The sequence below is a fragment of the uncultured Desulfobulbus sp. genome (assembly GCF_963662935.2).
Classification (GTDB): domain Bacteria; phylum Desulfobacterota; class Desulfobulbia; order Desulfobulbales; family Desulfobulbaceae; genus Desulfobulbus.
Map to the genome: position 1 here is coordinate 803,546 of NZ_CAXXTL010000002.1, position 20,121 is coordinate 823,666.

The following is a 20,121-nucleotide window of genomic DNA, read 5'->3' on the forward strand; positions in this document are numbered from 1 at the left end:
GCGGCCCGGCTGCTGAATTCTAGGCGCGGAAGAAAGAATCCACGAGAGCGTCGCGGCTGTATGCCCTCCCCGCCCGCACGTTGCAGGTAAAACCTGTTGCATATCGGGCTGATGCCGTATAGCTTTCTCATGTTTCCAGGTCGTTCTTGCTGCTTACAGAGAGCTGCTCGGCCTGTCCCGGAAATTCCTTGTTTCAATTCGCTTTCAAGTTGGCATGTACTTGTAGGGTGCGCTGCGCGCACCACCATGCTTTTGCTGGTGCGCGCAGCGCACCCTACACAAACGGAGTGTCAGCTTGAATGCAAATACAAATTATTCCGATATTTCTCTCAGGGGGGCGACATGAAGCAGGCTGCCTTTCTCAGTATCCCGGACTGGCTGCGGGAGATCGTCAACGATCCCTTCCGCAGGTACCTCTTCCTCGGCCTGATCCTGCTTGGCATTGGCCTCTCCTGCCTTGAGTACCAGAGAGAAGGGCAGATCGCCCCGCACCAGCAGCAGATTGCCTTTTTCTTTCATCCCCAGTGCCCGCATTGCCGCGAGCAGAAGCTCTTTATCCCCTATCTCCAGGCCAAATATCCCGAGCTTTCCTGGATGGAGTACGATACCTCGCTGCCGGAAAACGTCAGGCTGCTGGCTGACTTCATCGCCAAGAGCAGCGAGCCGCTCGCAACAATTGGTGTACCCATGACCTTCATCGGCCCCTACATGATCGACGGCTTCGAGACAGCGGAAACAACCGGCGTGCGCCTGGAACAGGCCATTCGGGCGGTGGTGAAAAATGACCCTTCCCTGTTTCCGCAGACAGATGCAGGCAGCGGTCACCGGCAAACGCTCGACCTGCCGCTTTTGGGCACCATCCGGCTGGCCGAGTATTCCCTGCCGGCACTGGCGGTGATCATCGGCCTGGTCGACGGATTCAACCCCTGCGCCATGTGGGTTCTGGTCTACCTGATCTCGCTGATTGTCAGCCTCAACGACCGCCGCAAGATCTGGCTGCTGGTCGGCACCTTTGTCGCCAGTTCGGGCATTCTCTACTTCTTGTTCATGACCGCCTGGCTCAATGTCTTTCTCTTCCTCGGCTACTTGCGCAGCCTCACCCTGATCATCGGCCTCGGGGCCCTGGGTGCGGGCATCCTCAACATCCGGGAATATGTGCAGACCAAGGGCCAACTGACCTGCACGGTCGGTGATGCTACGTCCAAGAAAAAAACGATGAGCCGCATCGACCAGATCGTCGAGGCGCCACTGACCACATTCACGGTCTTTGGCATTATCGCCCTGGCCTTTATCGTCAATTCGATCGAATTCGCCTGTTCGGCCGCCCTGCCCGCCATTTTCACCCACACGCTGGCTCTCCGCAACCTGCCGACCATCGAATACTACGGCTACATCCTGCTCTACGATTTCTTCTTCATGCTCGATGACCTGATTATCTTCAGCCTGGCGGTCCTGGCCCTGGACACCAGCATCGGCCAGCGCTACGCCGGTCATTGCCGGATTGTCGGCGGATTGGTGTTGATTGTGCTCGGTGGGGTGATGGTGTTTCAGCCGGAGTTGTTGCGGTGAAGGTAAGGATGAGATGTGGCAAAATCAGTGGACAAACAAATCCCTTACCCGCCTCCCCGACTTTTCACGATGTTCGCCCCGCTGGGATGCGCCTTTCCGGGAAAAATGAATCCGGGGCTGCCGGGTGCCTTGCCGCTGAGCCGGGCGGCGGGGTGCGGAACCGGATGAAGAGGCAAACTGTTTGAGCGCAGCGAGTTTTTGCCTCGCCGGTTCTGCACCTCGGCGAACGGGGTAGTCTCAGCGACCGGGCTGCCCTTTCTTTAGTGGTGTGGCGCAGTCCACACGACGGGTTCATTTCTTTGGGCACGCAAAGAAAAGAACGCCCATCCCGCAGGGATTGCCAGGTGTCATTAAATAAAATATATATCCTGTCCCCGTAATTCTCCCTGTCACCGTAATTCTCCTCCGACTGTTCACGATGTTCTCCCCGCTTGGATGCAATTTATAAGAAAATTCTTTGACTTTCCATATGATTGCTCCATACAATCGCAATAAGAATAATTTTCGTGCTTTCATCGGGAATTGAGAATATGGCGAACACAAATCCGCTTATTAAATTGACAGATCAAGTAGTTAACAATTAGCGAAGTTGATTATAAATAACGAGAAAATGCAGAAGTGGTCTCTTTATAAACCAAAGGAGGAAGATTAATGTCAGACGCAAAAGGCTATGAAAAAGAATTCTCGGACGAGGGTTTCTGGGATAAAATTGTTAAATATGCCAAAATTGCCGGCCAAGAAGTTGTTGAGAAAGCTCTCTGGCTCTACTATGCAGCTCAATCTCCCGAAACCCCAGTATGGGCAAAAACAACCATATATGGGGCGCTTGGTTACTTAATTTTTCCTGCTGATGCAATTCCAGATATTGTACCAGTGGTTGGGTATGCTGACGATCTTGGGGTGCTTGCAGCAGCAGTAGCTGCTGTGACCATCTATATTACTGACGATGTAAAAGTCCAAGCAGCGCAAAATTAAAAGTATGGTTTGGCATATAATAAAAAGTTCTAACCACTCAACTTGCTGTCTAAAAGCGAGTTGCCAGGATGAAGCCTAAACGTATTCCGGGAAAAGTGTGCGCTACGATTTCCCGGATTACGTTGCCCTGTATCCAGGCTAGGACTTTTTCCTGTCTGCGTTTAATGCAAAAAACTGGTGCTAAGCAAAACGTCGGGCTCCCTCTTAACACATCCACAATCCTCAACAATACGCCCGGCCGCCTTCAACTTTTCATCCCCGATCCATCGCGAAACTCTCCCGAATCTCAACCTCCACGCGGCAAATCAGCCGATGCAATCTGCCCAAGGTAGTAATCATAATCCCCCTCGAAAATTCGCATCTGGCCATGATCGATCTCAAAGACCCGGTTGACCAGGGAACGGAGGAAATGGCGGTCGTGGCTGACCATGATCAGGGTGCCGGTGAACTGCTGCAATGCCTCGAGCAGCACCTCGCGCGACTGGATGTCGAGGTGGTTGGTCGGCTCGTCGAGGATGAGAAAATTGAGCGGCCGGGCCAGCAGCATGGCCAGGATCACCCGGCTTTTTTCGCCGCCGGAGAGCAGCTTTATTCGCTTATCGACATCATCCCCCTGGAAGAGGAAGGTGGCGCAGAGGTTGCGGACTGTGCCGATGTTGGCCAGGGGCATGGCGGCCTGCACGGTGGCAGACACCGTCATGTCGCCGTCGAGCAGGTCCATTGAATGCTGGCTGAAATAGCCGGTGAGCACATTGGCCCCGATCACAACCGTGCCGGTGGTCGGTTCCACCTGCCCGGCCAGCACCTTGAGCAGGGTTGATTTACCGGCTCCGTTGCGGCCGGTGAGCGCGATTTTCTCCCGCCGCCGGATCATGCCTTCAAGGCCGCCGAACACCCGGCGGGTGGTGCCGTCCGGCTGCAGCCAGACTTTGCCGAGACCATCCAAGCGGACAACATCGTCGCCGCTGCGAGGCGGCTCGGGGAATTCGAACTTGATGGTCCGCTGCTCCGGCGGCAGCTGTATCCGTTCGATCTTCTCCAGTTTCTTGATCCGCGACTGCACTTGGGCGGCGTGGGAAACCCTGGCCCCGAAGCGGGCAATGAAATCCTCTTCCTTGGCCAACATCTCCTGCTGCCGCCGGAAACTGGCCAGCAGTTGTTCGCGCCGGATCTCCCGTTCGCGCAGATAAAAATCGTAGTTGCCGCTGTAGGTGGTCACGGTCTGATTGGCGACCTCGACGATCCGGCTGACCACCCGGTTCATGAATTCACGGTCATGGCAGGTCATCAGCAGCGCGCCCTTGAACTCGCTCACCAGCCACTCCTCCAGCCAGACGATCGATTCGACGTCAAGGTGGTTGGTCGGCTCGTCGAGCAGCAGGACATCCGGGTTGATGGTGAGGATCCCGGCCAGGGCGATGCGCATCTTCCAGCCACCGCTGAAGGTCTCGACCGGAAAGCCGTAGCGGTCGCTGCCGATGCCGAGTCCGGTGAGCACCGCCTGGGCCCGATTTTCCAGGTCATAACCGCCCCGATGCTCAAACTCCTCGGTGGCGTTGCCGTAGCGCTCGAGCAGGGCCGTCATCTCGTCATCCGCCATCGGCGTGGACATGGCCGCTTCCATCTCCCGGATCTGCTCGCCCAAAGCCGTAATCGCACCAGCGGCAGCCATGACCTCGGCTAGGGCTGAACGGCCGGACATCTCGCCCACCTCCTGGGAAAAATAGCCGATCACCGTCCGTTTGGAACAAGAGATCTCACCCTTATCCGGCTCCTCCTGGCCGGTAATCAGCCGGAACAAGGTGGTTTTACCGGCTCCGTTGGGCCCGACCAGGCCGGTGCGGGTGGCAGGGAGGATCTGCATGGAGGCGTCGCGAAATAAAACCCGGGAGCCGTGCTGTTTGGTGATATTGGTCAGATGGATCATGGAAACTCACAAGGAAAGGGACGGATGGAGACAGACGGGAACCAAGGTGGTGCTCCGCCTAAAAAAAGGCCGCAACATAGCCGGGAAAGGAAGCACATGCAAGGGGCAAGCAGCTTTTTGTGCAGCAGAGGAGTCTCGTGCAAAATGACACAATCACACCGCAGGTCCCACTCGTCTCTCGGGAGGCTGAGGACTAGATGTCGTCATTTCGAGTGTTAGCGAGAAATCTACGCCTTCAAGACAAGGAGATTTCTCCCTCCGGTCGAAATGACACAACCTGCAACCGTTCATTGTGCAATAGGCTCAGAGTAATCAGGCCCGGGAAGTGGTGGAAAAACGAAGCCGATACGAACAGCGGCGGCAGAGGGGCTCGACCAGCCATTGATGGCCAAACCCCTCCTCCATCCGGCGAGCACGGGGACCGGCGAGAATATCATCCAAGGATTGGCTGAAAATATTACCCAGAGCCAGCAGGCCCTCGGCATCCAGGCAACAGGGAACCACTGTGCCGTCCACCAGGATAGCGAGATGATCGCGCAGGCCCCGGCAGTATCCCTGCCGGCCGAGATCCGGGCTGGAAAGATGCGGCCAGGAAAATTGCGGTTCAGGATTGAGAAAAACCCTGGGCGCCAGGGGAAGGCCACGTTCCGCCCGAAGGGCATCGGCCCGGATGACCGGCAGGGCAAAGGCACTGCCCAGCCGCTCCAGCAGCCATTCGTTCCAGCCACTGCCCTCTTGGCTTTTCCCCGTTCCCAAGTTCCACAGCCGCAGACTGATATAGAGCCTAGTGGTCCGGCTCGCCTCCTTGGCAAAATCGATCATTTCCTGCAGGTGCCCCTCCGCAGCCTCGCGCTCCAAATGGGCCAGCCCGTGAAGAGAAATATTGATCTGGCGCAGGGCCGGGGCAGTGAGCAGGGTGCGTCGGTGCCGGCCCAGCAGGGTACCGTTGGTGGTGAGGTTGACTTGCATCCCCTGCTCGCCGCTGATGGCCAGCAGTTGGCAGAATTCGGGATGGAGCAGAGGTTCGCCGAGCACGTGAAAGGAGATGAATCGGGTGGCGCCGTGGATGCGGCGCAGCACCTCGGTAAAAGCCGCTGCAGCCATGAACGCTTTGACGCGGCTGCTCTGGGCGCAGAACGGGCAGGCCAGATTGCAGCGGTTGGTGATTTCGATATAGATTTTTTTAAAACCGGGCAAGGTGGTGTCTCTTAGATTAACCGCTTGACCAGCTCATCGCAGATCAAATCGACATTCTCGGGCGTGACCATCCATTGCTCGACAAATTCCTGGGCCTGCCGCCGCAATCCCGGGTCGCGGCAATCGTCGAGGCGCCGGAAGAGGCCTGTGCGACGGCCGATCTGGTAAAGCACCTGCTCCTCGGGGTCCATGGCGAGAAAACGGCGGATCACGGCCAGCATCCGCTGGCGATCATCGGGCAGGACGCCATCGATCTCCTCGAACAGATTGAGAATGTGATCGCTCTTGACCCGGCTGGTGATCCCGGAGAGCGATTGCAGAAAGAGCAGCAGCTCCTCGGCGGTATCCCGGTCACCCATTTTCTCGAAACCACCTTTTGCCTGTTCACGGGTGAGTTCATGCCCCTCGGGCAGGGCCAGGGTGCGCAGCCGGATAAAATCCGGGTTGATCCGGTTGAGGGCGTCGGCACTTTCCAGGGCGTGCTGTTGCGAGAGCGTGCGCCCACCGAGACCGGGCATGTAGTATTCGGAGAGTTCCATCCCGGCCTGCTTCACCATGCACCCGGCCAGAATATGGGCCGCCTTGTCCGCTCCCTTTTTCACCCGAGTAAGCACGGCGTCGCAGCCCGATTCCAGGCCGATATGAATGCGGTTGAGTCCGGCGGCGGCGATGCGGCCAAGATCGGCATCGTCCATCCGGGCGATGGTCTGGGAACGGGCATAGGAGGTGATGCGTTCGATGCCGGGAAAGACCGCCTTGAGGTGATGCAGGATGGCCACCAGGTGGTCCGGATTGATGATCAGACTGTTGGAATCCTGGAGAAAAACCGAGATACCGCCTGCCAGCAGCCAGTTGCGGGCCGCGTACAGGGCCATCTGGTCGTCCCAGTTCATTGCTGGGTCAAGCGTCGGGAGTGAACCGAATGCTCCCTGCCCCCCGCGCAATAATTCGACGTAGTGCCGGACAGTCTCGATATCCCGCAGCACATGGGCCACGGGCCGCTGGCTGAAGGGCTCGCCTTTGTACAGGCCACAGAAGGTGCAGCGGTTCCAGGGACAGTTCCGGGTGACCCGGATCAACAGGCTGCCGCTCTCACTGGGTGGCCGGATCGGTCCCTGTTCAAAGCCCTGGTAGGGTTCCACTTTATGCATGTATCGGGCTGATCTTCAAAATGGCCTAAGGAGCGGAGGGGAAGATGGGCCCACTTGGTGCTCAATCATTTGGGGGTGAGAAGCGAGCCGTGCTGGATTCGAGCAATTTGACGCTGATCAGGTTGGCGATATTGCCTCGGCTCTCCTCCGGCAATTCAAGAAACCGGCACCCCATATACAGTCGGCTGAATTCAGCCTGCGTGAAGACCCACCGAATCTCCACGGGAATCTCCTCCTCGCACACCAGCCCAGTTCGGTGCCTTAATCGGGTCAGAATAATGCGGTCGCCGGTCACAAAATTGAAATCGCCGGTGACGGAGAGATGCAGCCCCCCCAAGCTCAAATCAAGAACCGATGCCCGCAACATCTTGGTCGCCCCGGCACCATTACTGAATTCGCACCCCATCTCCTCCGTGGCATCAAAATAAACACGAATATGTCGCCTTCTTTCCGCAAAATCCGTCTGCATTCCTTCCCCCCTTGCATAAACGCTCATAGGTTGACGTAGCAAATACAGTTTCCGACTTTTCCCTCACCTTATACAAGGGAAAAATGGATTATCGTTTAAATACCAAGAAATCGGGATGGAGCATGGCGAGAAAGGGGGATCAGCTCCAGCCGGCCGACCACCATATCAACGATGAAGATAATCTTGGTCAAACTGGCGAGGTGGCCAAAACTGCCCATGGAGCCAATGGCACCGTATCTCGGCCCGATATTGCTAGGGTGGCAGCCGTGCCGACAATACCGACGGCGGCATCGCCCTCGATGATGCTCACCGCCAGCGACGGCAGAACCAATTGAGACATTCAACGATGCCATACAGTTTAGGATGAACTTCTCTTCATCCTCTGGAAAATTATGAAAAAATGATTATTCTTAGAGCGAACATACAAGCATTTGAGAAAAAATGTTTGTGGCCAATGACTGTTCCGGTTGGATTGCATCATTTTTTCTTCTATTCGGTTCTTGGCGCACAGAGAGATTATTTGCTATAAAGAAGGGATGGACGTGCATAGAACAACCGAAGCCGCCGTGGCGACCATCATTACCTGTGAACCGGTTCCGGAGGTGCTGGTCCTGAAACGCAAAGCCAACCCGAGGGATCCATGGTCCGGGCACTATGCCTTTCCCGGCGGCCGGCGCGATGAAGAGGACCCGTCCCTGCTGGCGACCTGCCTCCGGGAAACCTACGAGGAGTGCGGCATTCAGCTTTCCGTCGGCAATCTGGTCAAGCAGTATCCTGTTCGCAAAGCGGGCAACCACCTGAATCAGCCCGTTCCGGTCACTACCTATCTTTTTGAACTGAGTGAGCAGCCGAATATCAGGCTGCAAACCTCTGAAATCAGCTGCCACGAATGGCTTGAACTGGAATATATTGCCGACAGTGCCAATATCATCCAGCGACCGATGAGTCCGCGCTGTCCCGACGTTCTGTTTCCCTGCATCCCTGCCACCGAGGGCTTTGTCTGGGGATTCACCTACGAGACACTCATGATGGTGATCGCCGACCGCTACGCCTCTATTTCCTGAAAAATCTCTCTATTGCAGAGAGTTACACCGTGCAGCAAAGAGCGCTTGACTTTTGAGCCGTTGACTTGTATCAATAACGGCGGATTTGAAAGGGGATTTGTCTCTTTGGTTGGAGCGTTTAAGAATTCTTCACATTTCTTCCGTCTCCCGGATTCGTGCCTCTTCCGCGACACGCTTCCCGTCCGGCCCACCAAGCCACATCCAAAACATTCCTACTCTTCATTTCCATTGTTCGGCCTTGCTTCACCAAAGGTACCCAGCTTCTTGATCGACATTCCTTTCATAAGGAAACGCATGACAACGTTACGGTAGGTTACCAAATTTATTGGTCTACTAATTGTTAGGTTCAACCACAAGGAGATACAAATGAAAGCACCAGTACGTGTAGCAGTAACCGGAGCTGCCGGCCAGATCAGCTATTCCCTCATTTTCCGCATTGCCAGCGGCAGCATGCTCGGACCTGATCAGCCTGTTATCCTTCAGCTCCTGGAAATCCCCCCGGCAATGGGCGCCCTCCAAGGCGTTCTGATGGAGCTCAATGACTGCGCCTTCCCGCTGGTTGCAGGTGTAATCGCCACCGATGATCCCAATGTCGCCTTCAAAGATATCGATTTCGGCCTGTTGGTCGGTTCCAGACCACGTGGACCGGGCATGGAGCGCTCTGACCTGCTCAACGCCAACGGCGCGATCTTCACTGTCCAGGGCAAGGCTCTGAGTGACAATGCCAAACCCACCGTCAAGATCCTGGTTGTCGGCAATCCTGCCAACACCAACGCCCTGATCTGCATGAAAAATGCCCCGAAACTCAATCCGCGCAACGTCACCGCTATGATGCGTCTGGACCACAACCGGGCCATGTCCCAGATCGCCGAGAAAACCGGCACCCACTCCACCAAGGTCGAGAAGGTTGTTGTCTGGGGTAACCATTCCGCCACCCAGTATCCGGACATCAGCTACGCAACCGCTGACGGTAAAGCGGTTAAATCCCTGGTCAGCGACGAGTGGAACAAGAGCGACTTCATCCCGACCGTCCAGCAGCGCGGCGCAGCCATCATCAAGGCCCGCGGCGCTTCCTCTGCAGCATCCGCAGCTTCCGCCGCGGTTGATCACATGAGAACCTGGGCTTTGGGCAGCAACGGCCAATGGGTCAGCATGGGCGTATTCAGCAAGGGCAACCCCTACGGCGTTGACCAAGACCTGATTTTCGCTTTCCCGATCACCTGCGAAAACGGCGACTGGAAGATCGTTGAAGGACTGGAAATCAGCGACTACAGCCGCGAGATGATCAAAAAGACCGAAGCCGAGCTGCAAGGCGAAAGAGCCGCTGTAGCCGATCACGTCAAATAATCGTTTCCTCGATTTCTGATGCTGTCCAAGGGGTGCTCATTGAGCACCCCTTTTTTTTACCCAATTTTTTCCACTAGCTTGACAAAGCGATCGGCCGCCCGTTACGCTCCTTGCAAAGTGAACCTTCTCCAGGAGCCGCCAGTTGGACACCATCACCGCAGCAACCATTGAGGAAACGATGAAGACCGGCCGGATAGTAGAAGCCAGGACCCTGCTCACTCTGCATGAATCCGCTCTTAGCACGGAAGAATGCCAGGCGCTCAACCGGGAGTTGGAACAACAGCAGGCCAAGGCGGAAACCATGATTGCCCAGGCAGAGGCGCTGGAAATTTCAGGGAAAACCGAAGAAGCGAAAGCGCTCTACGAATCGGTTCTGCTCTTAGCCGTCGATTTCCCCGACATCCACGAGCAGATCAAACGATTGGATGAGGCCCTGCTGCTCACCAAGGCGGTCAAACGAAGAAACCAGCGGATCCGGGAAACACCGTCGACGCCCAAACAAGGGACTGCGGGAAAACGACTTCTGCCGCTGCTTGGCGCGGGAGTAGCCGCAGGTTTGGCAGCTGCGATCATCTTCCTGATCTTGGCCAAACCTCAACCGACTCTGTCTCCAGAAAAAACATCTTCGGAGGTGCAGGTGCCGAGAGCAAGCCAGCAACCCGTCTTTGCTCCGGCAACGCCAGCGGCAATGGTGACGGAAAAATCTCAAGAAGTGAAAACGGCCGATCCACCGGTTCAGGAAAAAATATTGCCGGAAACGCTGGTCCCGGTGGCGGCCCAAAAAACCGTCGCTGCTTCGGAGGCACCGGCACCGCCGACGTTTTCACCACCGGAAAAAGTTCAGAATGCGAAACCGGTTCAGGCTCATCCGGTCCAGAGCAGTCCACCCGAGAACATCATGGCAGCCGAACAGGAGCCTTCCTTACCCGCAAACAATCACCGGAATCGCATCGATACCTACACGGTGCAATCCGGCGACTCACTGAGTCTGATTGCCGAACGGCAGCTCTGCCAGGAAGATTTGTGGAGAAAAATCCATCAGCTCAACCGGGAACAGGTTACTGATCCACGGAAGCTTCAACCTGGCATGGTTCTGCGCCTGAACGGCATAGAAAACCGCTGCCCCGTTACGGACCAGCCAGTCCTGAAAAGCCAAACCGGTCAAAAGGAAGGATCCGAAAAAAATTCCACCCTTTGACCGGTCTCCGGATGCACAAATTGCAGCCATGCGGCATGGAGCATGAGTTGCTCGCCAAGGCATCCGGCCCCATACAGACGATCACCGACGACAGGACAGCCCAGGCCCAGAGGATGACTGGCATGTAAACGGAGTTGATGCGTCCGGCCAGTCAGCGGCGTGAAAAGCACCCGGGTGCGACCGGATCGAATCTCGATTCTCTGCCACCGGCTGATACCCACCTTGCCCTGGACCGGGTCATAGATCTGGTAGGGGCGGTTGGCCGGATCAAGCCGGAAGGGCAGTGTTATTTCACCCGACTCTCCCGTCACTTCTCCTTCGAGCAGGGCAAGGTACCGTTTACCCACCCGCCGTTCGGCGAACTGGAGCGAGAGATGGCGATGGGCTGCGGGTGTTAGGCCCAGGACCATCAGGCCGTAAGTGTCCATATCCAGGCGATGCGCCGCCGGTTGATCGATGCACCAGGGGATCATCTGCCGCACCCTGCCGACCACCGAATCCTGCTTGTCCGGACCGCGCCCTGGAACCGCCAGCAACCCGCCGGGTTTATCCACCACCACAATTGCCTGGTCCTGATACAGGATACGCAACAACCCCGGTTCGCTCATTCCAGGCCGCACAGTTGAAAGCCCAGGATCATCCGGCATTTTGCGGCGCAAGCCGGATACAACTCGCGGTGGCTCTTGGTAGCAGAAGCATTGCTTCGGCCCCAGTAGAACTCGGCCAGCGCCTCCGGTCGCAATCCGTTGATGGCGGCACGATGGAGTAATTTCGGACCACAGCAATCACCCGTACCCGACGGTGGCGCCCCGTCGCCGCAAAAGGCTGCGACAAGCGGCAAGGCCTCACCGCGAAAATTGACCAGCCGATACAGATCGTGGATCTCCCGCATCAAGAGTCGGGAAAGTGTTCTCCGTTTGACAAGGAGCTGCCGGCGGCGGACCGAATCCTTGGGCAGCAGTGCCATCTCCCTGCCGATTTGCTTGATTTCTCGCTCGGGCTCCAAAGTGAGATGGGCAAAAGCGGCGACATCGAAGATCGGATCCACCCATCCCGCCACCCGCCACAGACCATTGAATTGCCCGGAAAAAGCGCGAAGCACCACCCGTGCTCCGGCTGCGTCCCGGCAGCAGAGGACGCCGAACATCTTGCCACCGGCGTCGCCGAACAAGGGGTCGGTCGAGCAGCGGGGATCGGCCAGAGCCTCCGGAATCGGCCAATCGATCCGCCGGTGGTAATGAAGAAGTGCCATCAGCTCCAGGCAATCCTCCCTGGCTGGAGCTGATGGCAGCTCGTGCATCGTCCCGCAACCTGAGCACCAACCACCGTTCACGGGCGGCCGAAGGGTATCCTGATCCTCACAGTCAGGACATGGTGTGGGTGATGAGGCTGGGTAAGGAAGCAAGGTTATTTGCGAAACAGCCAGAAAAGGATCGTCAGCAGCACACTGACCACAACACAACTGGTGAGGGGAAAAAAGAAACGAAAATTCTCTCGAACAACAACAATATCACCCGGAAAACGGCCGAGCGGCACCGCGCGCAGCCAGGGCCAAAGCAGTCCGGCGACGATACAACAGATGCCTATGAGGACCAGAGGCCTGTTCATGCCGCGCACACCTGTTTTTTCCCAATTGCGGAATCCTGGCTCAACAGCACTCCGCTGAACACCAAGGCACAGGCCATCCCCTGCCCGAAGGTCAACCGCTCTCCCAAAAGAAAAAATCCCAGGACAATGGAGAACACCGGGATCAAGTTGACAAAAGCAGAGGCCTGACTTGCCGGAATCCGACTGATACCGAAATTATACAACCCGTAGGCCCCGACACTGACCACGGTTCCCAGATAGAGCACAGCCAGCCAGCCGTTCACCGACAGCGACGTGGCCCGCACCGAAGGCAGCAGCAAGGCCGGAGTAAAGAAGAGGGCACCGGCAAAGGCCTGCAGCCCGGTGAGAAAAAAAGGATGGAGCTCTTTACTTAACCGTTTCATTAGAATAGTATAGCCTGCTGCACAAATCATGGCCATAAATTCGAGGAAATTGCCCAAAGCGGGGTGGGGGGCCGCCACGGTTGCCTGGCCGCCCATGCTGAGCCAGAGCGCACCGGCGGCGGCGACAACAAACCCACCGATGGTCCGGCTGGAGATCTGCTCTCCGAGAAAAAAACCGGCGCTCAAGGCAACCATAAGTGGCAGCATGGATGTGATCATGGATGCTTGCGAAGCACTGGTATAGACCAATGCCATGGATTCAAATAAAAAGTACAAGCAGGGCTCACACAGACACATCGCCAGAACCGGCAGAAGGTTCCGTCGCTTGAGCCCCATTCTGCCCACGGAACGATAAAAAGGAAGAAAGCAGAAGGAAGCGATCACCATTCGCCCCAGAATAACCATCAGGGGGTGCATCTCCTGAAAGCTGTATTTCAATGCCACAAAAGAACTGCCCCAAAGCGCCATGGCCAGCACCAAGGCCATAAAGGGTAACATTTTTTGCAACCCTTCAGATTCCATCAACCCACTCTTCACACTATGCGACATCACACTCTCTGTCCCCGCGCCCTGCTGTTTCTAGCCACGTTTGTTGTTTTTCTCTCCGGTCCCGTGCTACCGGTTCGCGGGGCAAGCCCTCAGCCGAACCAGGCAAGCGCCCAGTTGGACCAGGCAAGCGCCCAACAAACCCTGGACCTATACCAGAGCATTCCCGGTTTGACCAGCCAGCAGATTGACTATGGCAAGGCGGTCATACCCAAAATGCACTATAACGCCCAACGCATTCTCCGCAAGATATGCGCCCTGCCCGGCGTCAACTTTGAGTACGCCAAGCAGACGATTGACATCCTCGGCCGGGAGCGTTTCAACTTTGAGCAGGTCCAGACCTTCGAGTCCTTGGCCAGCCTTAGCACCGCCGACATCAAACTCGGCATGGCCAGCCTGGCCACGGTCAAGGAAATGAGTTTCGAAGCGGGCCGAGCCTTCCGCAGTTATCTCGGCATGCAGGGCGTGACCGCTAATCAGGCCATGCCTATGATCTCGCTGCTCAACAACATGGACGACTACAACAACCGGGCTGCCAAGGCTTTTTTTGCCGTCAAGGGCATGCGGGTCGATATTGCCCAAAAAGGCATGCCGGCCCTGATGCGGCTGAGAAACAACCAGGCCAAAGCGGCGGAAACCTATGCCAAAGTTTCCGGCATGGACATCGAAACCCTGCTCGACGGCCTGGAACTGATCCAGAAGCTGCACCAGGACGACGCCTGGAACGCCCGTTGCCTGTTCACCGACAAATCCCTGGCGCCCCGGGATGCCTGGAACTGGCTGGTCAGCTACTTCGCTCTTCCCGCCAATGTCCAGGAAGCTCAATACGACAAACTCGACAGCCACCAGAAGACCGTTCTGCTCCAGGCCCTGGAGGAAGGTAGCACGGAAATAGTATGGAAAATCAATAATTTTCACGCCGTTACCGATGCAAACGGCTACGAGCTCTCCGAGTCCACACTCAACAGCTATTCCATGGGTCAACTGGCAAATAAATTCGGAGAACTGCCCCCTTCGGTTCAGGAACGGTTCAGCGGCCAATTTTCAGGCGGCAGCAAGGGCCAAGCCATCTCCGTTCTCAAGCAGGCTACCTCAGCCGCCAGGGTGCAGACCGCCCGCGACCTGAGCGTGGCCAACGCCTATGCCGTCATGACGCAGGGCGGCGAACTGTATGATTCATCCTTTCGCGAAATCCTGGTACCTGTACTACAGGCTAGAATTGCCAGCAGAAACCAGGGAGATCTGTTGAGCTTTCTCAAGTCGATTGATCCGGAAAGCCGTCTGGTCTCCGATTTCATTTCCAGTTGCGCCCAGAAAGGGAAACTGACCGTTTTTTTCCCGACCGATGGCGGCAAGCAGCGGGAAATCCTCAGCCTGGTCGCTGCTTCCGCCTTCCAAAACGAGGATTCGATTCTGCTCTTCTCCGCCACCCTGAGCCATCTGCTCAAGGTGTTGACGCCCGACGCCCGCACCTATCTGATTACCATTATGGCACAGAACAGCGAAGCGGAGAACTCGGCCTTTGCCAAACTGATCAATGTCATTCTCCAATACTATCTTCAGACCTATCCGGAACTGCTTGGTCCGGCAGACCGCACCCTCATCAGCCGGCTTATCGTCCGTCATGGCGCGGTCAATCTTGATCGTTATCAGGTCACCCCGTTTGCCGAATGGAAACAGGACGGCCGCCTTGGTTCGGTTTCGATGTTCCACCCAGACGACGACGGACGGCAGTCGTTTATCTCCAATGCCAATCTACTGCTCAGCAATGGCTACCAGTTGGTGCCCTCGCAACAGTATTCCGTAGGCTCGGCCCCCTCTGGCGTCCAGGGTATCGGGCTGGCCTCACTGTTCCAGTCTATGCGGGAGCGGCATTTCGCTGTGGCTTTTGTCAAGAAGGTGGGGAGCGTCACCATCGTGCATACCCAATTCGTCTATTCCGATAAAGAAAACCAGATGGAGATGTTGAACCGCTTCATCCATTCCAAGGACGAGATGCTCGCCCAGCGCGGCCACAGCTACTGGCGCTCGGAACAGATTATTGAGCCGCTAACCAAGCTGATCGAAGATAACAAGGTGACCGAATCCGAGCTTCGCGAAAAACAACGCTTTCTCAGTCTCGGTTCCTGCGGCGGGGTCAAAGTGTACACCACCCTTACCCGGCTGTTCGCCAGTTCGGTGGATATTCTGGCCACCATCGGCACCGGTCTGGCCCTGATCAACGATCCCTACAACAAAATGTTCTTTGAGATCATCGCCAGCAACCCCTCCACCATCTCCTGGAAAACCGTGGCCCAGCAATCGTCCTCTATTTTCCAGGGCGACCGGGGACAAGACTACCTGCTGCCCGGCTCACTCACCGCTATCTTGCACAAAATTCTCGATGAAACCCAGCAGGCCTCCGGCACGGCAACGAGGAACCGGTTCGAGCGCCCCCAGGGCTGAAACCGGTTATGGCGCTCTACACCCGTGAAACGCTGCCCGCGCTGCTCACCCAGGCGGCAGTTGGCCCCTCACAGGTGTTTTTGCTGTTTGGCGAGCGTTACCTCTGCCAGAATGCACTGGAACAACTGGAACAGGTCCTGCTGCAAGGATCGGGCGGCACCGTTCACCCCATTGACGGCGATCAGGAGGACGGCACTGCCACCCTTGCCAAACTCCGCAGTTTCAGCCTCTTGCCCGGTCGACAGGTCTACAGAGTCACTGACACCCGGCTGTTTCTCTCCAAACAGGTCGCGAAAAGCATCTGGGACAGGGCGTGCAAGGCCCACGCCGACGCCAAACCGGAGCAGGCTGGGCGTGCGCTCCGTGCCCTGCTGGAAAGCGGCGGCCTTGCGCAGGTCCCGGATAACGACCTGGAAACCATGGCTGCAGCCGAGTGGCAACAATGTTTCGGCTTTGCCCGGCCCGATGGCGACCTGAGCTGGACCCGGAACTCTTTGTCCGCCGACCGGACAACCTCGCACGGCAGTGGGGGGGCGACCACACCATCAGATCCGGGGGAGATGCTGGCGGCCATCCTCGCTACGGGCATTCCGCAGAACAACACCCTCATCCTGCTGACCGAGGAGGTCGACAAACGGAAAAAACTGTTCAAACTGCTCAAGGATGAACAGACCGTGGTCGACCTGAGCGTCGAAGGCGGATCGGGTGCGAAGGCGCAGAAGGAACAAAAAGCCGTCCTCCAGGAACTGGTCCGGCAAACCCTGGCCGAGCAGAACAAGACCATAGCGCCGGGATTGACCGACCTCCTCTTCGAACGGGTCGGCTTCCACCCCGTGGCCGTGGTCATGGAGCTGCGCAAGGTAATGGCGTACATCGGCGAGCGCCGGCAGATCACCCGCGACGACCTTGATCTCCTCGTCGGCCGCACCCGTCAGGAAGCCCTCTTCGAACTGACTACCGCCCTCTCCCGAAGGGACCTGGAACAAGCCCTCGTTATCGCCGATCGGCTCCAGGAAAACGGCATTCACCCCCTGGCCGTGGTCGCCACCCTACGGAATTTTGCCCGGGGGCTCCTCCTCTGCCGCGCTCTATTGGAGCAACCTATGGTGCGCTATGAACCGGCCATGACCGCAGCTGCATTCCAACAGACCTGCCTGCCCCTGCTTAAGGAGCGGGAACAGTGGAAAAAAGAGTTGGGAGGCCATCCCTATGCCCTCTTCATGCAATTCAAAACCGCATCCCTCTTTCCGCTGCCAGTGCTCTCCTCATGGCTGCAGCTCCTTCTCCGTGCCGAATTGCGGCTCAAGGGATCACCGATTGCTGCGCCTACCATTCTGCAGCACTTGATTCTGTCCATGCTTTCCCGATAGCCTGCAAAAGAAAGAGCCGCCCGCTTAACCGGCCTTGCAAAAACAAAAGCGGGCATTAAAATAATAACATGGATTATCGTTTCAAGTCGGCACCCGACGATAACCATGGCCCTGTTGATCTTGTCCCCTATCAAGGGGTGACGGACACCAGGGAAATGATGAGGGGTTGAGGCGCAGACCATCCGCCCCGATTGAGTTGAGGCATGGCGAAAGAAGATTCATTTATTCAAGAAAAAATTGAAACCACCGATCGGGAATCCGTGCAGGAACCACCTCTCTACAAGGTGCTGCTGCATAATGACGATTACACCACAATGGATTTTGTCGTCTTGGTTTTGCAAACGGTTTTCCACAAGGATACGGACGAAGCCACCCGGATCATGCTGAATGTGCATCATCAGGGAGTGGGCATAGCGGGTCTTTACACCCGTGAAATCGGTGAAACCAAGGTGGCCATTGTTCACCGGATGGCGAGAAGAAATCAGTTTCCGCTGCGGTGCTCGCTGGAAAAAGACAGTTGAACATGACACAATGTTTTAGACATCGGACAATCCAGAGAAGCGGAAAGATGTCTTCCTCCAAAGGAAAGAAATTATGTTGAGTAAAGAGCTCGAACTCGCCCTGATTAAGGCGATCAAGGAAGCAAAAAGTCACCGTCATGAGTATGTCACGGTTGAACATATGCTCTACGGATTGCTGCATGATGACCTCGCCCGCCATATCATCGATAAATGCGGCGGCAATAACAGCACCCTCAAAGAACGCCTCGAACGTTTCTTTGAAACAGGTATGCCTGTCTTGAAAACGGACGACGGCGAACCGGCGCAGACCGTTGCCTTTAATCGGGTGCTGCAACGGGCGGTTAGCCATGTCCAGAGTTGCGGCAAAAAACAGGTCGACACCGGTGACGTTCTTGTCTCCATTTTCACCGAGCCTGATTCGCATGCCGTTTACTTCCTTGGCAGTGAAGGGGTCGGCCGCCTGGAAGTGGTGGAATACATCTCCCACAGCCTGCCGGAATATCTGCAAAGCGAACCGCTCCGGCAGCCACCTCCTGGGCAGCAGCAAACGAAAAAGAAACAAGATAAACCCACCGATGCCCTAGACGAATTCACCGTGAATTTTGCCAAACGGGCCGCCGAGGGCACGATCGATCCTTTGATCGGACGGGATCGCGAACTGTACCGGATGATGCAGGTCCTCTGCCGGCGGAAAAAAAACAACCCGCTGCTGGTCGGGGAACCAGGGGTCGGCAAAACGGCCATGGCCGAAGGACTGGCTCTCAGAATTCACGAGGACAGCATTGCCCGGCGGGAACTCTACCCGGATCCGAAAAAGCTGATCCCCGACTTGCTCCAGGATGCGGAAATTTACATGCTCGATCTCGGCACTCTGGTGGCCGGCACCAAATACCGGGGCGATTTCGAGAAACGCCTGAAAGAAGTGGTGGCAGCCATCGAAAAGAAGGACAAGGCCATTCTGTTTATCGATGAGATGCACACCATCATCGGCGCCGGGGCCACCAGCGGCGGTTCCATGGACGCCTCCAACCTGCTCAAACCCGCGCTGCAGGCCGGCACCATCCGCTGCATCGGGTCCACCACCTACGAGGAATACAAAAATCATATCGAAAAAGACCGGGCCCTGTCCCGCCGCTTTCAAAAGATTGACATCGACGAACCCTCGGTGGAGGATACCTGCAAAATCCTTCAGGGCCTGCAATCGCGCTATGAAGAGCATCACCAGATCCGTTATGCCAAGACCGCGATTGAAGCCACGGCTGAATTGGCGCATCGCTTTATCAACGACCGGTTCCTGCCGGACAAAGCCATTGATGTAATGGACGAAGTCGGAGCCTTCTTCCGCTTAAGCGGCAAGACCGGACGCACGGTCGGGGTGCGTGATGTCGAGCAGATCGTTTCAAAAATAGCCCGGGTACCGGTCAACAGCAAGGCGACAGGCAGCGATACCGGGGAACTCCTGCATCTGGAAGACAAACTCAAAACCGTGATCTTCGGCCAGGATGAGGCCATCAGCGCCCTGGTCAAGGCAGTTAAGCGTTCAAGAGCGGGGCTGGGCAATCCGCAGGCGCCGACCGGCTCCTTCCTCTTTGCCGGCCCCACCGGCGTGGGTAAAACGGAAGTGGCCCGGCAATTGGCGGCCTCCCTCTCGGTTCATTTCGAGCGTTTCGACATGAGCGAATACATGGAAAAACATGCGGTGGCCCGACTGATTGGTGCTCCTCCCGGCTATATCGGCTTTGACCAGGGCGGCCTGCTGACCGACGCCATCCGCAAGCATCCCTACACTGTGCTCCTCCTGGATGAAATAGAGAAAGCGCACCCGGACGTTTTTTCCATCCTCCTCCAGGTTATGGATCATTCCACCCTGACCGACAATGCCGGACGCCGGGCCGATTTCCGCAATGTCATCCTGATTATGACCACCAATGCCGGCGCCCGTGAAATGAGTGAACGAGCCATTGGTTTCCTTGGTGATTCCAAAGGCAAAGAACAAAAGGCTATTAAAAATCTCTTTTCACCGGAATTTCGTAACCGGTTGGACGCCACCATCACCTTTTCGGCGCTGGAAATCGAAACTGTGGAGAAGGTAGTCGACAAGATGGTCCAGGAGCTGCAGCAACAACTGGCCAGCAAAAAAGTGACCATCACCCTCAGCCCTTCGGCCCGCTCCTGGCTGGCCAAGGAAGGCTACGAACCGGCCTTCGGCGCACGGCCGCTGCGACGGCTGATCATGAAGGAGATCGGTGATGTGCTCACCGAGGAGATCCTGTTCGGCAGCCTGGCCAAAGGCGGCAAGGTGGAAATCAGCAGGGAAAACAACCAAACCACCTTCTCCTACCTCTAAATCC

At 56.6% G+C, this 20,121-nt stretch carries 17 protein-coding genes and 1 pseudogene; 10 read left to right on the forward strand and 8 right to left on the reverse strand.

Translation table 11 applies throughout. The features are described 5' to 3' along the window. Positions 1 to 342 precede the first annotated feature (342 nt). Together ACHZCX_RS07830 and ACHZCX_RS07835 are read left to right on the forward strand one after the other, a co-directional pair. Entirely contained in the window at positions 343 to 1,569 is a 1,227-nt protein-coding gene (locus ACHZCX_RS07830; RefSeq protein ID WP_319586676.1) for a hypothetical protein, read from the forward strand. Positions 1,570 to 2,220: 651 nt separating this feature from the next. Continuing rightward, positions 2,221 to 2,564, forward strand: a pseudogene (locus tag ACHZCX_RS07835) (YkvA family protein). Positions 2,565 to 2,830: 266 nt separating this feature from the next. On the opposite strand, the gene ACHZCX_RS07840 reads toward ACHZCX_RS07835, so the two are convergent. The 4 genes from ACHZCX_RS07840 to ACHZCX_RS07855 form a co-directional block, all read right to left on the reverse strand. Continuing rightward, a complete protein-coding gene (locus ACHZCX_RS07840; RefSeq protein ID WP_319586678.1) occupies positions 2,831 to 4,471 on the reverse strand; it encodes an ABC-F family ATP-binding cassette domain-containing protein in 1,641 nt (546 codons plus the stop codon). A 312-nt stretch (positions 4,472 to 4,783) separates the two neighbouring features. Beyond that, positions 4,784 to 5,668 carry a radical SAM/SPASM domain-containing protein gene (locus tag ACHZCX_RS07845; RefSeq protein ID WP_319586679.1) on the reverse strand — a complete coding sequence of 295 codons (885 nt, stop codon included), beginning with the start codon at positions 5,666 to 5,668 and terminating at the stop codon, positions 4,784 to 4,786. 11 nt (positions 5,669 to 5,679) lie between these two features. Beyond that, a complete protein-coding gene (locus tag ACHZCX_RS07850; protein ID WP_319586680.1) occupies positions 5,680 to 6,819 on the reverse strand; it encodes a radical SAM protein in 1,140 nt (379 codons plus the stop codon). A 61-nt stretch (positions 6,820 to 6,880) separates the two neighbouring features. Beyond that, positions 6,881 to 7,288 carry a PilZ domain-containing protein gene (locus tag ACHZCX_RS07855; protein WP_319586681.1) on the reverse strand — a complete coding sequence of 136 codons (408 nt, stop codon included), beginning with the start codon at positions 7,286 to 7,288 and terminating at the stop codon, positions 6,881 to 6,883. Between the two features lie 122 nt (positions 7,289 to 7,410). On the opposite strand from ACHZCX_RS07855, the gene ACHZCX_RS07860 reads away from it, so the two are divergent. The 4 genes from ACHZCX_RS07860 (at position 7,411) to ACHZCX_RS07875 (ending at position 10,897) form a co-directional block, all read left to right on the forward strand. Continuing rightward, positions 7,411 to 7,623 (forward strand): hypothetical protein, encoded by a 213-nt coding sequence (locus ACHZCX_RS07860; RefSeq protein WP_319586682.1) that lies wholly within the window; start codon positions 7,411 to 7,413, stop codon positions 7,621 to 7,623. Between the two features lie 207 nt (positions 7,624 to 7,830). Beyond that, the gene (locus ACHZCX_RS07865; RefSeq protein WP_319586683.1) at positions 7,831 to 8,352 is read left to right on the forward strand and encodes an NUDIX domain-containing protein; all 522 of its coding nucleotides are present in this window, start codon (positions 7,831 to 7,833) and stop codon (positions 8,350 to 8,352) included. A 366-nt stretch (positions 8,353 to 8,718) separates the two neighbouring features. Beyond that, a complete protein-coding gene (locus ACHZCX_RS07870) occupies positions 8,719 to 9,699 on the forward strand; it encodes a malate dehydrogenase (protein WP_319586684.1) in 981 nt (326 codons plus the stop codon). A 142-nt stretch (positions 9,700 to 9,841) separates the two neighbouring features. After that, the gene (locus ACHZCX_RS07875) at positions 9,842 to 10,897 is read left to right on the forward strand and encodes a LysM peptidoglycan-binding domain-containing protein (protein ID WP_319586685.1); all 1,056 of its coding nucleotides are present in this window, start codon (positions 9,842 to 9,844) and stop codon (positions 10,895 to 10,897) included. On the opposite strand, the gene ACHZCX_RS07880 is transcribed toward ACHZCX_RS07875, so the two are convergent. From ACHZCX_RS07880 to ACHZCX_RS07895, 4 genes are all read right to left on the reverse strand, one after another. Further along, complete coding sequence (locus ACHZCX_RS07880; RefSeq protein WP_319586686.1) at positions 10,861 to 11,505, reverse strand: RluA family pseudouridine synthase; 645 nt, start codon at positions 11,503 to 11,505, stop codon at positions 10,861 to 10,863. The two genes, ACHZCX_RS07875 and ACHZCX_RS07880, sit on opposite strands and share 37 nt — an antisense overlap. Beyond that, positions 11,502 to 12,197 (reverse strand): hypothetical protein, encoded by a 696-nt coding sequence (locus tag ACHZCX_RS07885; RefSeq protein WP_319586687.1) that lies wholly within the window; start codon positions 12,195 to 12,197, stop codon positions 11,502 to 11,504. The genes ACHZCX_RS07880 and ACHZCX_RS07885 overlap by 4 nt, the downstream gene beginning before the upstream one ends. 107 nt (positions 12,198 to 12,304) lie before the next feature. Further along, a complete protein-coding gene (locus tag ACHZCX_RS07890; protein ID WP_319586688.1) occupies positions 12,305 to 12,505 on the reverse strand; it encodes a DUF2905 domain-containing protein in 201 nt (66 codons plus the stop codon). Then, entirely contained in the window at positions 12,502 to 13,410 is a 909-nt protein-coding gene (locus ACHZCX_RS07895) for a DMT family transporter (RefSeq protein WP_319586689.1), read from the reverse strand. The genes ACHZCX_RS07890 and ACHZCX_RS07895 overlap by 4 nt, the downstream gene beginning before the upstream one ends. 18 nt (positions 13,411 to 13,428) lie before the next feature. On the opposite strand from ACHZCX_RS07895, the gene ACHZCX_RS07900 reads away from it, so the two are divergent. The 4 genes from ACHZCX_RS07900 to clpA all read left to right on the forward strand — a co-directional run bounded on the left by ACHZCX_RS07900 (position 13,429) and on the right by clpA (position 20,117). Next, positions 13,429 to 15,879, forward strand: a complete 2,451-nt coding sequence (locus ACHZCX_RS07900; RefSeq protein WP_319586690.1) for a hypothetical protein — start codon at positions 13,429 to 13,431, stop codon at positions 15,877 to 15,879. A gap of 8 nt (positions 15,880 to 15,887) precedes the next feature. Beyond that, positions 15,888 to 17,249: a DNA polymerase III subunit delta gene (gene holA, locus ACHZCX_RS07905; RefSeq protein ID WP_319586691.1), complete on the forward strand. Its 1,362-nt coding sequence runs from the start codon at positions 15,888 to 15,890 to the stop codon at positions 17,247 to 17,249. Between the two features lie 203 nt (positions 17,250 to 17,452). Beyond that, the gene (gene clpS, locus ACHZCX_RS07910) at positions 17,453 to 17,770 is read left to right on the forward strand and encodes an ATP-dependent Clp protease adapter ClpS (protein WP_319586692.1); all 318 of its coding nucleotides are present in this window, start codon (positions 17,453 to 17,455) and stop codon (positions 17,768 to 17,770) included. Between the two features lie 73 nt (positions 17,771 to 17,843). Continuing rightward, positions 17,844 to 20,117, forward strand: coding sequence for an ATP-dependent Clp protease ATP-binding subunit ClpA (gene clpA, locus ACHZCX_RS07915; RefSeq protein WP_319586693.1), 2,274 nt, complete (start codon positions 17,844 to 17,846; stop codon positions 20,115 to 20,117). Positions 20,118 to 20,121: the final 4 nt, after the last annotated feature.

What these genes read in the sequence shown, in the direction of transcription:
- ACHZCX_RS07830 (WP_319586676.1), top strand. Translation starts at nt 343, where the DNA reads ATGAAGCAGGCTGCCTTTCTCAGTATCCCGGACTGGCTGCGGGAGATC.
- ACHZCX_RS07880 (WP_319586686.1), bottom strand. Translation starts at nt 11,505, where the DNA reads ATGAGCGAACCGGGGTTGTTGCGTATCCTGTATCAGGACCAGGCAATT.
- clpA (WP_319586693.1), top strand. Translation starts at nt 17,844, where the DNA reads ATGTTGAGTAAAGAGCTCGAACTCGCCCTGATTAAGGCGATCAAGGAA.
- clpS (WP_319586692.1), top strand. Translation starts at nt 17,453, where the DNA reads ATGGCGAAAGAAGATTCATTTATTCAAGAAAAAATTGAAACCACCGAT.
- ACHZCX_RS07900 (WP_319586690.1), top strand. Translation starts at nt 13,429, where the DNA reads ATGCGACATCACACTCTCTGTCCCCGCGCCCTGCTGTTTCTAGCCACG.
- ACHZCX_RS07860 (WP_319586682.1), top strand. Translation starts at nt 7,411, where the DNA reads ATGGCGAGAAAGGGGGATCAGCTCCAGCCGGCCGACCACCATATCAAC.
- ACHZCX_RS07885 (WP_319586687.1), bottom strand. Translation starts at nt 12,197, where the DNA reads ATGCACGAGCTGCCATCAGCTCCAGCCAGGGAGGATTGCCTGGAGCTG.
- ACHZCX_RS07840 (WP_319586678.1), bottom strand. Translation starts at nt 4,471, where the DNA reads ATGATCCATCTGACCAATATCACCAAACAGCACGGCTCCCGGGTTTTA.
- holA (WP_319586691.1), top strand. Translation starts at nt 15,888, where the DNA reads ATGGCGCTCTACACCCGTGAAACGCTGCCCGCGCTGCTCACCCAGGCG.
- ACHZCX_RS07850 (WP_319586680.1), bottom strand. Translation starts at nt 6,819, where the DNA reads ATGCATAAAGTGGAACCCTACCAGGGCTTTGAACAGGGACCGATCCGG.
- ACHZCX_RS07895 (WP_319586689.1), bottom strand. Translation starts at nt 13,410, where the DNA reads ATGGAATCTGAAGGGTTGCAAAAAATGTTACCCTTTATGGCCTTGGTG.
- ACHZCX_RS07855 (WP_319586681.1), bottom strand. Translation starts at nt 7,288, where the DNA reads ATGCAGACGGATTTTGCGGAAAGAAGGCGACATATTCGTGTTTATTTT.
- ACHZCX_RS07890 (WP_319586688.1), bottom strand. Translation starts at nt 12,505, where the DNA reads ATGAACAGGCCTCTGGTCCTCATAGGCATCTGTTGTATCGTCGCCGGA.
- ACHZCX_RS07870 (WP_319586684.1), top strand. Translation starts at nt 8,719, where the DNA reads ATGAAAGCACCAGTACGTGTAGCAGTAACCGGAGCTGCCGGCCAGATC.